Below are 11,277 nucleotides of genomic sequence, written 5' to 3'. Positions count from 1 at the left end.
TTGAATGTCTACGTTAGCGCATCGGGTTCGGCCATAAAGCTAAGCACGCCGCGCCGCAGGCTTTCAAACGAGAAAAGGCGCCGGGGCATCCTGCCTGCGGCGCCTTTTCTGTGCTGGTGGAGCGTTCCCGCACCGCGATGCGGAACCACTGCCCCATCGCCGGAAGACGTTCCGGGGGTGCAGGGGGCGTAACACCCCCTGCTTCAACCCTTCTTACTTGGTCACATCCGCCACGGCAGCGATGAACTTGTCGATGTTGCCCATCGTCAGCCCCGCCACGTTGATGCGGCCCGAGCCGGCCATATAGACGCCGTGCTTCTCGCGCATGGCCAGCACCTGCTCGCCCGTCAGCGGAACGATCGAGAACAGGCCGTTCTGCGTGCCGAAGGGGGTGAAGTCCACCGAGCCCTGCGTGCCCGCACCGCCCAGCTTGGCGCGCACTTCGCTCATGCGCGCGCGCATCACGTCCAGCTCGTTCAGCCACGAGGCGGTCAGGGCCTCATCCTCGAGGATCAGGCGCACCACCGCGCCGCCGTGATCGGGCGGCATCGACCAGTTGGCGCGGGCCAGCGCGGAGCCGTTCGACAGGATCGCGCCGATCTGGTCAGCCTGAGCCGCCAGCACATAGAGCGCGCCCACGCGGTCGCGGTAGTAGCCGAAGTTCTTGTCGCAGCTGTAGGCGATCAGCGCTTCGGGCACGGCGGCCAGCACGGTGCGGATGCCATAGGCGTCCTCTTCCATGCCCTTGCCCAGGCCCTGATAGGCCAGGTCGAGGATGGGCAGGATGCCCTTGGCCTTCACCAGAGCCGTGATCTCGTCCCATTCGGCATTGGTGTAATCGATGCCGGTGGGGTTGTGGCAGCAGCCATGCAGCATGATGGCGTCGGTCGGCTCGGCGGCGGCGATGGCGTCGCGCAGGGCCTGCATGTCGGCCACGCCCGCCTTGGTGGCATGGTTGTAGCCCTTGATCTCGACGCCGACATCGGCGGCGATCTGGGCGTGGTTGGGCCAGCTGGGGGTGCCCATCCAGATACGCTTCACACCGGCCTTCTTGGCCAGAGCCACGGCAAGGCGCACCGCGCCGGTGCCGCCGGGGGCCTGCATGCCGTCGATGCGGCCGCCCATGCTGGGATCGTTCTTGCCGAAGATGTAGGGCATCAGCGCATGGACAAAGCCCATGTCGCCCTCGGGGCCGAGGTAGGCTTTGGAGTCCTGAATCTCCAGCAGCTTTTTCTCGGCGGCCTTCACCGCCTCAAACACGGGCGTGGCGCCGGTGTCGGTGCGGTAGACGCCCACGCCCAGGTCAATCTTGTCCTGGCGGGGGTCCGCATTATGGAGCTTGATCAGCGCCAGAAGCGCGTCGGCGGGCTGTTGCTGGAGGTTCGTAAGCATGCGCGCGCCCTTAGCCTTGAGGGGCGAAAGGGGCAAGCCTGAAGGCTCACCCCTGCGCAAGTTTCTCTCAATTCGTTACTATAACAGCGCAATCTTGTTCCAGCGCCGCAAGAGGCCTCAGAACGGCAGCCAAGTCTGCTTTTGCGTGAACTTCATATAGCCGCCGTTGACGCCCAGCCGCAGGCCAACGCCCATGCGGACCGGGATCAGCACCACATCGCCGCGCCGCAGGTAAGAGACGTGGAAGCCGCCCACCAGATAGGCCTGCCCCTCGCCCGCGCCATAGCGGTGGAACAGGTCGTCGGTGTTGTGGAGGTTGTAGACCAGCACGAAGGTCTTGCCCGCGCTGGCCCCGGCATCGAAGCCGATCGAGGGCCCGGCCCAATAGACGGGGCGCTGCCCCTCGATCTTGTGATACAGCGTGCCCGAGCCATAGCGCAGACCGGCCACGAAAGCGCCGCCCGCCTCGCGCCCGACGATATAGCCATCGGGCTCGCCCTGCTTTTTCAGGATGTCGCGGATGATCTCGGCCAGACCCTTGGCGCCGGTGCCGAAGACGCCGGTGGCCGCGCCGATCAGATCGTCCTCATGATAGGTGCCGCCGGGGCCCTGTGGACCGGTGGGGTTGGCGGGCGGCATGGCCTGTCCGGGCGCCTGCTGCTGCGGAGCATAAGGCTGGCCCGAATTGGGCTGGGCATTGTTGTAGGTGGGACTGTTGTAGCCGCCCTGGTTATAACCGCCCTGCGGTGCCGGGCTGGCGGGGGGCAAGGGCTGCTGGGCCTGCGTGTCATCCTGCCCGGGCTTGACCAGATCGGAATCGATCCCCTGCTGGGAGCCGCCCTGATAGGATTGCGCCATCACCGGCCCGCTCACCAGACTGAGCGCGACCATCCCGGCCACCAGCGCGACAGAGCGCTTCATCTTTCGCACATTCAGCACCATTGCATCCCATCCGTTTCCTGCATGCCATCCATGCCCAGCATGAACGCCGCGATGATGCTTGCCCGATCCTTAGGCAAGGCCCGTAACTATGCCGCATCGCAGATGATCCCGCCATTCGGGAAGACCACCCATCCGCCCGCTTCGACAGGCGGAGTCGCCGATGCGACCAACCGAAGCGATGGATAGCAGCGGCATGATGAACGCCAAGCTGAACGCCGGGCCGAATGGGGGACAAAAGCGTGGAATGGGAAAAGTTGAAAGAAAAGCCTTGCCCCCTCTTGCCGAGGTGAAAAGGCATGGTTATAGCGCCCCCTCGCCGCTGCGATCCGGAGACGTGGGTGAGTGGCTGAAACCAACGGTTTGCTAAACCGTCGTGCTGAGAATTCGGCACCGAGGGTTCGAATCCCTCCGTCTCCGCCACAGCCTTTGCGATGAAGGCTCTGGCGTTTTCCCAGATCGGTGCTTCCCATCTCTCGATAGCCATTGGCCCCGGTTTGCGCCGGGGATTCACATATCGTTGTGCAGCAGCATGGCCTCATAGCTGTAAGGCGCGGACGCCTCGCCTGCGCGGCAGCCCCCGGCACGGCGATAGAGGCAGACCTTGCTCGCACCATCCTGCTCGCAGTTCAACCGGCGGAAACCGGCAGGCGGGCGCGTCTTGTCTGTCAGCACCAGAGCATTGACCGCATCCGCCAGCGGAGCGGGAAAGGATTGTTGCCCGCTCTCGATCGACTCCGGCACAAGGTAGAAAGGCAAAGGGCGCCGGACATAGGCATAGGAAACGCCCTTGCGCAGCGCAGCCCCCACGCCGAGGGCACAGATGCCGGGATCGCGCGCCGCCAGCACGGTCTCTTTGGCGATCCCGCCGCCATCGCGCAGCGCCTGCGCCCCGCCGGTCGCGATCAGACTCCCCCAGGACAGCCCAGCCCAGACCAGACACAGCAGCGCCAAAGCCACCGCCCGACCTAACGGCGATCCCTGACGGCGCGCCCGAAAACGCTCGACCATCTCCACCGAGGTCAAACCCGCCAGAATCACGAAGATGAACATCGACAGCCAGATGAAGCGGTATTCCTTATGCCCGATCAGGCTGTGGACCGCGATGTTGGCGATGGCCGCGATCAGCAACGGGCGATAGCGCCGCTCCACGCAGACGGCGCCCAGCAGGATCGGCACCGAAAACGGCAACAGGCGCAGATACACCGCCTGCACATAGGCCAGCGGGCCTGACTGGCCGAAATAGGCGGCCTTGCCCTGAAACAGATTGATCGCAATGTTCTTGCCCACCCAAGCGAAGGGCGCCATGCCCGCCGCCAGATCGCTCACCGCGCCGATGGCCAGAGCCGGCAGGGCCCCCAGCGCCAGAGAGCGATACAGCGCCCGGTCGCCCCGCAGGCTCAGCACCACCAGCACACCGGCAAAGACCGCGAACTGCAGCCGCAGCAAGACCGTCATCGTCAGCAGAAAACCGGCCAGCAGCCCCGCGCGATGGCTTTGCCGTGCCCGCAACAACGCCGCCGCCCCGCCGCAGGCAAAGGGCAGCGCCACGCTTTCCGTCAGCACATGGACACTGAAGATCACCGATTCAAACCATGTCGCCGCAATGAACATGGCGACGATCCCGGCCCCGCGCGACCGCACGCTGCCCAGCGCATAGGCCGCCGGGACAAGGGCCAGACCGACCAACCCCGTCACGATCCGCCCCGCCAGAACCGCGATGCCCGGATCGTGCCACACCAGCTTCGCCACGGCCATCGCGCCAGCGATCAGATCGGGGAGCAGCGCATTGCGGATACCATGGCGGCTTTCCCAGGGCACCAGCCCATAGCCGAACACCATGCGATAGGCGCGTTCCTGATACTGCAGCGTTTCGTCATGGGCGATGGTGTCGAAGGGCGAGAAGGCCAGCACCCGCAGAGCCACCGCCAGCAGAAGAATCGCGACAAAGGCCAGCCGGAAGCAGCGATCCGCAAGGGAGGTCGGTGTCGAACTCGGTGTCTTCATTCGGGCCCCCGCATAGCACATGCCTGCCTTGCCCGCGTGGCGCGACCAATTCAACCACTCCCCGGCCGGGCCAGGACGAGGCTCACGCCGCGCAAAATCGGCGCGGCCATGGGAAAATGCCCCTGCCCTCTATGCTGCAACCGCGAAAAGAGCTATAAGGAGGCTCTTCGAAGGAGGCAGCCCGGTAACACCCGACCCTTGTGGGCCGGTGATAGCGCGGCGCCTGCGAATTCCCCCCATTCGCTCGATGAACGGATAGCCAGTGCAGTTTGATCGTTTCATGCCGATCGGGTTCCGCCCGGTCGCCGCGCCCCATCCTTTTGGCCGTCGTTTTGGCCCCCATGGTTCCGCCCACCGGCCCACCGCAGCGCTTGTCGGAAAGGACTGAGCCATGGACAGCCCCCTCCCCGACACCCCCATCGCTCAGGTGGACGCGCGCGGCGTGCCTGTCGGTCTGGTGCATCTTGCTCTGGCAATGGGTGGTTTCGCCATCGGCACCACCGAATTCGCCACCATGAGCCTGCTGCCACCCATGGCTGCCGGATTGGGTGTCGATGCACCCACGGCGGGCCATGTGATCAGCGCCTATGCGCTGGGCGTGGTGATCGGCGCGCCGCTGCTGGCCGTGCTGGGCGCCAGGCTGGCGCGGCGCACGCTGCTGATCCTGCTGATGGCCGCCTTCTGCCTGTTCAATGCGCTCAGCGCCATCGCACCCGACTATCACTGGATGCTGGCCTTCCGCTTCCTGAGCGGCTTGCCGCATGGCGCCTATTTCGGCGTGGCCGCGCTGGTGGCCGCCTCGCTGGTGCCCACGGGCAAGCGCGCTCAGGCCGTGGGGCGGATCATGCTGGGGCTGACCATCGCCACCACCGTCGGCGTGCCGGTGGCCAGCTGGCTGGGTCAGGTGATGAGCTGGCGCTGGGGTTTTGGCGTGGTGGCCATTCTGGCGCTGCTCTGCGCGGCGATGGTCGCCATCTTCGTCCCACGCGACAAGCCCGATGCCGATATCAACCCGCTGCGCGAACTCGATGCGCTGAAGAACGGGCAGGTCTGGCTGACGCTGGCCGTGGGCGCCATCGGCTTTGGCGGCATGTTCTGCGTCTACACCTATCTCGCCTCGGCGCTGGAGAATGTGACCCATGCCTCTCCGGCGGCGATTTCTCTGGTCTTCGCCATCTTTGGCGTCGGCATGACTCTGGGCAACATGTTCGTGCCGCGTTTTGCCGACCGGGCGCTGATGCCCACCGCCGCGGCCCTGCTGGTGTGGAGCGCGGTGTGGCTGGCGCTCTATCCGCTGGCGGTCCATAGCCTGTGGGCGATGGTTGTGGTGATCTTCGCGATCGGCTGCGGCGGCGCCATGGGCAGCATCCTGCAGACCCGCCTGATGGATGTGGCCGGAGAGGCGCAGAGCCTGGCCGCCGCACTCAACCATTCGGCCTTCAACACCGCCAATGCGCTGGGGCCATGGCTGGGCGGTCTGGCGATCGCCGGGGGCTATGGCTGGGCCTCGACAGGTCTTGTTGGCGCAGCGCTGGCGGTCGGCGGCCTGCTGATCCTGATTGTGGCGATGCGGCTGGAGGCACGCGATGGAAGCGACGAGACTGCCTGCGAAGCATGTTGAAGCCATGTGAGAAGCGCCTCCCAACAACCTCGAGTCGCTTGTCTAAAACCCTGCCGAATTCTCGGAAGCCCGATTTAACTTCTTTTTAACACGCCTCTTTTCGACTCTCGCAAATCTGTCACATCGGGGGACTATCCTTTCGGCCCGAAGGAGAACTCCCGATGAATGCCACCCTTGCCACTCCAACCGCGCCTGCCGGCCGGGCCGACCTCGACAAGGGGCTCGGCACCGCCGGGAAGCTGGGCTTTCTGGCCGCCGTTCTGGTCGGCATCGGCTATGTCGCCTCCAGCGTCTACAGCGATGCCAGCGCCGCCGGCGTCCACGCCACCGCCTTTCTGCCCTATGCCCTGCTGTTCCTGGCCCTGCTGATCGCGCTGGGCTTCGAATTCGTGAACGGCTTCCATGACACCGCCAATGCCGTCGCCACGGTGATCTACACCAACTCGATGCCCGCCAATGTCGCGGTCGTCTGGTCCGGCTTCTTCAATTTCCTTGGCGTGCTGGTCTCCACCGGCGCGGTGGCCTTCGGCATCATCTCGCTGCTGCCGGTCGAGCTGATCCTGCAGGTCGGCGCGGGTCAGGGCTTCGCCATGGTCTTCGCCCTGCTGATCGCGGCGATCCTGTGGAATCTGGCGACATGGTTCTTCGGCATTCCCAACTCCAGCTCGCACACGCTGATCGGTTCGGTGATCGGCGTGGGCGTCGCCAATGCCCTGCTGCATGGCCGCAGCGGCACCTCGGGCGTGGACTGGACGCAGGCCGCCAACATCGGCCGCGCCCTGCTCTTCTCGCCCATCCTCGGCTTCATCATGGCCGGCGCGCTGTTCTTCCTGGCCCGTGCCCTGGTCCGCGTGCCCGCCCTCTATCGCGAACCCCAGAACGGCAACCCACCGCCGCTGTGGATCCGTATCCTGCTGATCGGCACCTGCACCGGCGTCAGCTTCTTCCACGGTTCGAACGACGGTCAGAAGGGCATGGGCCTGATCATGCTGATCCTGATCGGCACCGTGCCCACCGCCTATGCCCTCAACCGCGCCGTGCCCTCGGCCTATGAGGCGCAGTTCCATACCGGTTCTGCCGCCGCCGCCGCCGCTCTGGCCGCCCATGCCGGCAATGCCAAGCCCACTGGCGACAATGAAAAGGCGATCGAGGCCTATATCGCCACCAAGGAAAAGACCCCCGCCACGCTCGCCTCGCTGGGCGGTCTGGTGAACGACATCGACAGCCAGGTGAAGGGCTATGGCTCGCTGGCCCGCGTGCCCGCTTCCGCGACCCGCAACATGCGCAACGACATGTACCTCGCCTCGGAAGGCCTCAAGCTGATCGCCGCCGACAAGAGCATCGGCTTCTCCGAAGCCGAAACCAAGGCCCTCACCGACTATAAGGGCTCGCTCGACAAGGGCACCCGCTTCATCCCCACCTGGGTGAAGGTCGCCGTCGCTCTGGCCCTGGGCCTGGGCACGATGGTGGGCTGGAAGCGCATCGTCGTCACCGTTGGTGAGAAGATCGGCAAGACCCACCTGACCTATGCTCAGGGCGCAGCCGCCGAAATCACCGCCATGGCCACCATCGGCATGGCCGACGCCTTCGGCCTGCCGGTCTCCACCACGCACGTCCTCTCCTCGGGCGTGGCGGGCACCATGGCCGCCAACGGTTCGGGCCTGCAGGCCAGCACGCTGCGCAACATGGCGCTGGCCTGGATCCTGACCCTGCCCTGCTCGATCGTGATCGCGGGCGTGCTCTATGTGATCCTGTCGGCGGTTTTCTAAACAGCGCCCCAGGCGGCCGGATGAGCCATCCGGCCTCTTGGAAAAGCACGATAAGATCGATATTTGGGGCGGCTGATCCGATCACTCGGGCCAGCCGCCCTCTTTCTATGCACTCGCGACCAACGGACCGCCCATGATGGATGAAAGCGAAGCCCTGCGCGAAAGCGTGCAGCACCCCGCGGCGATCTGGTGCTACAGTCAGGCCGATCAGGGCGTCTACCAGTTGGATCATCGCGAGCCGCCCGCCGACCTGCCCTTCCGCTGGCTGCATCTCAACATGGCGGACCAGCGCAGCCTGCGCTGGCTCGATACCCAGTCCGGAGCGCCGCCAAGGCTGCTGGCGGTGATGCATGGCCGCGAGGGCGCGCCGCGCTTCGAGATGGTCGGCGATGCGCTGGCCTTCACCATCCATGATTTCGAGCGTGATTTCGAGCTGAACACCACCAACCGCGTTGGCGCGCTGCATGTGATGATGCGGCCGGGGCTGCTGATCACCGGGCGCATCCGCCCGCTGCGTGGCGCCGATCTGGTCCGGGCCCAGCTGGAGCAGGGCCCGGACATTCAGGATGCCACCCAGGCGCTCTCCTTATTGCTCGACACCCATATCGACGGACTGGCCGGGCTTGTCGCCGATCTCGGCACACAGCTCCTCGAAGCCGAGACCGAGCTGATGGAGCATGACCATATGCCCGACTCGCGCGAGCTGATGGGGGCCCGCCGCCTCTCCGCCCAGCTCCACCGCATGACCGTGGGCCTGCGCGCCACCATGCAGCGCATGGAACGCGAGCCGCGCCTGCCCGAAAGCGTCTGCCTGATGGCGCGCAACCTGCTGCCGCGTCTTGTGGATATGGACACCGATATCGTCGCCGCGCAGCACCATCTGCGCCAGCTGCGCGACGAACTGGATCTGCAGGCGGCGCAGCGCACCAATGAGAACGTCTATCTGCTCTCGGTGCTGACGGCGCTGATGATGCCCGCGACATTGGTGACCGGCTTTTTCGGCATGAACACCGGGGGGCTGCCTTTCGCCCAGGGAGCGTCGGGGACCTTTATGGCCACGCTGGTCGCGCTTCTGGCTGGCGCGCTGACCTGGTGGTTGTTGCGGATTATGGGGCTGGTCAGAAGGAAGTAAGTTTGAAGGAAAGATGCGAGGGCCATCGCCCTCGCGCTCCCTTTACTTGTCGGCGTTGCGCCTCGGGTTCAGCTGCAGGGCAACGTCGCTGCGCCGCAGGCATGAAATATCCATCATACGTGAAACTGCCTGCGGCGCCTTAGGTCACGCAGGTGGAGAGGTTAGGCGCAAGAATCGGGCACCCCTGCCCTCTCGCCGGAAGACGTTCCGGGAGCGCGAGGGGGTAACCCCCTCGCATCTTCCCTTCCTAATCTACCTTAAACCTTCAATACTTCTCAGGCACATACATCTCACGCGGCACCGGATGGCGCTCGTAATCCTCATGGCGCACGCGCGGAGGCAGCACCACCGGGGCGCGTTCCACGTCGCCGTAGGGAATCTGCTCCAGCAGGTGAGCGATGCAGTTCAGGCGCGCCTTCTTCTTGTCCACGGCCTCCACCACCCACCACGGGGCTTCGGGGATATGGGTGCGCTCCAGCATCTCTTCCTTGGCGGCGGTATAGTCTTCCCAGCGGCGGCGCGATTCCACGTCCATGGGGGAGAGCTTCCACTGCTTGAGGGGGTCCTCGATGCGCATGTTGAAGCGGAACTGCTGCTCTTCGTCGGTGATGGAGAACCAGTATTTGATCAGGATGATGCCCGAGCGGATCAGCATCCGCTCGAATTCCGGCACGGAGCGGAAAAACTCTTCCACATCGTCCTTCGAGCAGAAGCCCATCACGCGCTCCACGCCCGCGCGATTGTACCAGCTGCGGTCGAAGAGGACGATCTCGCCAGCCGCCGGAAGATGCGCGGCATAGCGCTGGAAGTACCACTGGGTCTTTTCGCGATCGTTGGGGGCGGGCAAAGCGGCGACGCGGCAGACGCGCGGGTTGAGGCGCTGGGTGATGCGCTTGATCGCGCCGCCCTTGCCCGCCGAATCGCGGCCCTCGAACACCACCACCACCTTCAGACCCTGGCTCTGCACCCAGTCCTGCAGGCGCACGAGTTCGTGCTGCAGGCGGAACAGCTCCTTGAAGTAGACGCGGCGGTCGAGCGCCGTGCCGGCGGGGTCTCTTTCGAGCAGTTCCCCATCCTGATCGCCGGGCATCTGTTCCATCAGGGCGTCGAGGCGGCGTTCCTCCAACTCCATCTCCAGCTCTTCATCGAAGCTGTCGGCGAGTTCTGCCTTGATGCGGGCGATGTCTGTCACAAAGTCGTTCATGCCGGGAAGCCTATCGCCCCCTTGTGTCCGATCCATGACAGCGGAATTCCGCCAATTTAAATGCATCTTTGCTCGATCGTGACAGCTGTCACCAATCTGTCACGAAGGAAATCTAGGGCGAGCGATGAGGACGGAATCGTGTCGTCCGATCAGGCGTTTTCGCCTTTCACCCAATGGGGGTTTCGATGAGCAAGTTTTCCAAGTCGCTGACCGTTGTCGCCACGGTTGCCGCTCTGGCTACGGGCGGCGCCGCCCTGGCTGACATCACCGGTGCCGGTTCCACCTTCGTTTACCCGATCCTGTCGAAGTGGTCGGCCGACTATTCGAGCCACGGCGGCGAGAAGATCAACTATCAGTCGATCGGTTCGGGCGGCGGCATCGCCCAGATCAAGGCCGGCACCGTGACTTTCGGCGCCACCGACAAGCCGCTGGAAGCCAGCGAGCTGGACGCTGCCGGTCTGGCCCAGTTCCCCGTCGTCATCGGCGGCGTGGTGCCCGTGGTTCACTTGGCGGGCATCCGCCCCGGCCAGCTGCGTTTCTCGGGCTCGGTGCTCGGTGACATCTATGGCGGCCAGATCAAGAGCTGGAACGACCCCAAGATCAAGGCGCTGAACCCCGGCGTGAACCTGCCCAACGCCGCGATCACCGTCGTGCACCGTTCGGACGGTTCGGGCACCACCTTCAACTTCACGCACTACCTGAGCCAGGTCAGCCCGCAGTGGAAGGGCAAGGACGGCACCGCCGTTTCGTGGCCCGCCGGCATCGGTGGCAAGGGTAACGAAGGCGTCGCCGCCTACGTGAACCAGGTCAACAACTCGATCGGTTACGTCGAGTATGCCTATGTCGTGCAGAACAAGATGGTCTACACGCAGGTGCAGAACGCCGCCGGCAAGTTCATCTCGCCCAACGGCGCCAGCTTCCAGGCCGCTGCCAGCCACGCCGACTGGGCCCATGCCAAGGACTTCTACCTTGTCATGACCAACGCCCCGGGCGCCACCTCCTACCCCATCACCGCGACCACCTTCGCGCTGATGTACAAGCACCCCAAGAACCCCGCCCAGTCGGCCTCGGCGATCAAGTTCTTCAAGTGGGCGCTTGAGCATGGCGGTCAGCAGGCGATCAACCTGCAGTACGTTCCGCTGCCCAGCGCGCTGGTGAAGCAGATCGAGACCTACATGGCCGCCAACATCAAGTAAGAGCCGGACAAAAGGAC

General features: G+C 64.9%; 8 protein-coding genes and 1 tRNA gene. 5 read left to right on the top strand and 4 right to left on the bottom strand.

Features of this window, described 5'->3' with window-relative positions; all coding sequences use genetic code 11:
- Positions 1 to 213: 213 nt before the first annotated feature.
- Positions 214 to 1,392 (bottom strand): amino acid aminotransferase, encoded by a 1,179-nt coding sequence (locus SR3_RS16235; RefSeq protein ID WP_068088334.1) that lies wholly within the window; start codon positions 1,390 to 1,392, stop codon positions 214 to 216.
- Positions 1,393 to 1,509: 117 nt separating this feature from the next.
- Entirely contained in the window at positions 1,510 to 2,313 is an 804-nt protein-coding gene (locus tag SR3_RS30670; protein ID WP_245653949.1) for a DUF1134 domain-containing protein, read from the bottom strand.
- A gap of 349 nt (positions 2,314 to 2,662) precedes the next feature.
- Between SR3_RS30670 and SR3_RS16225 the strand changes: the two genes are divergently transcribed.
- Positions 2,663 to 2,754: transfer RNA gene (locus SR3_RS16225), tRNA-Ser, on the top strand.
- An 87-nt stretch (positions 2,755 to 2,841) separates the two neighbouring features.
- Here the strand turns inward: SR3_RS16225 and SR3_RS16220 are convergent.
- Entirely contained in the window at positions 2,842 to 4,338 is a 1,497-nt protein-coding gene (locus SR3_RS16220) for a glycosyltransferase family protein (protein ID WP_068088331.1), read from the bottom strand.
- A 391-nt stretch (positions 4,339 to 4,729) separates the two neighbouring features.
- Between SR3_RS16220 and SR3_RS16215 the strand changes: the two genes are divergently transcribed.
- From SR3_RS16215 to SR3_RS16205, 3 genes are all read left to right on the top strand, one after another.
- Positions 4,730 to 5,959 (top strand): MFS transporter, encoded by a 1,230-nt coding sequence (locus SR3_RS16215; protein WP_068088327.1) that lies wholly within the window; start codon positions 4,730 to 4,732, stop codon positions 5,957 to 5,959.
- 161 nt (positions 5,960 to 6,120) lie between these two features.
- Complete coding sequence (locus SR3_RS16210; protein WP_068088324.1) at positions 6,121 to 7,728, top strand: inorganic phosphate transporter; 1,608 nt, start codon at positions 6,121 to 6,123, stop codon at positions 7,726 to 7,728.
- A 133-nt stretch (positions 7,729 to 7,861) separates the two neighbouring features.
- The gene (locus SR3_RS16205; protein WP_068088321.1) at positions 7,862 to 8,860 is read left to right on the top strand and encodes a CorA family divalent cation transporter; all 999 of its coding nucleotides are present in this window, start codon (positions 7,862 to 7,864) and stop codon (positions 8,858 to 8,860) included.
- Positions 8,861 to 9,125: 265 nt separating this feature from the next.
- Here SR3_RS16205 and ppk2 read toward each other — a convergent pair whose 3' ends face one another.
- Positions 9,126 to 10,064 carry a polyphosphate kinase 2 gene (gene ppk2 / locus SR3_RS16200; protein WP_068088319.1) on the bottom strand — a complete coding sequence of 313 codons (939 nt, stop codon included), beginning with the start codon at positions 10,062 to 10,064 and terminating at the stop codon, positions 9,126 to 9,128.
- Between the two features lie 185 nt (positions 10,065 to 10,249).
- On the opposite strand from ppk2, the gene pstS reads away from it, so the two are divergent.
- Positions 10,250 to 11,260, top strand: coding sequence for a phosphate ABC transporter substrate-binding protein PstS (pstS, locus tag SR3_RS16195; RefSeq protein WP_068088315.1), 1,011 nt, complete (start codon positions 10,250 to 10,252; stop codon positions 11,258 to 11,260).
- The last annotated feature ends 17 nt before the right edge of the window (positions 11,261 to 11,277 follow it).

Origin of the sequence: Novosphingobium rosa NBRC 15208 (assembly GCF_001598555.1) — a bacterium.
Taxonomy (GTDB): Bacteria; Pseudomonadota; Alphaproteobacteria; order Sphingomonadales; family Sphingomonadaceae; genus Novosphingobium; species Novosphingobium rosa.
This window is presented reverse-complemented; position numbering and strand designations above follow the sequence as displayed.

Excerpts from the sequence above, each read along its gene's own strand:
- SR3_RS16235 (WP_068088334.1), bottom strand. The coding sequence starts at position 1,392 with ATGCTTACGAACCTCCAGCAACAGCCCGCCGACGCGCTTCTGGCGCTG.
- SR3_RS30670 (WP_245653949.1), bottom strand. The coding sequence starts at position 2,313 with ATGAAGCGCTCTGTCGCGCTGGTGGCCGGGATGGTCGCGCTCAGTCTG.
- SR3_RS16220 (WP_068088331.1), bottom strand. The coding sequence starts at position 4,338 with ATGAAGACACCGAGTTCGACACCGACCTCCCTTGCGGATCGCTGCTTC.
- SR3_RS16215 (WP_068088327.1), top strand. The coding sequence starts at position 4,730 with ATGGACAGCCCCCTCCCCGACACCCCCATCGCTCAGGTGGACGCGCGC.
- SR3_RS16210 (WP_068088324.1), top strand. The coding sequence starts at position 6,121 with ATGAATGCCACCCTTGCCACTCCAACCGCGCCTGCCGGCCGGGCCGAC.
- SR3_RS16205 (WP_068088321.1), top strand. The coding sequence starts at position 7,862 with ATGATGGATGAAAGCGAAGCCCTGCGCGAAAGCGTGCAGCACCCCGCG.
- ppk2 (WP_068088319.1), bottom strand. The coding sequence starts at position 10,064 with ATGAACGACTTTGTGACAGACATCGCCCGCATCAAGGCAGAACTCGCC.
- pstS (WP_068088315.1), top strand. The coding sequence starts at position 10,250 with ATGAGCAAGTTTTCCAAGTCGCTGACCGTTGTCGCCACGGTTGCCGCT.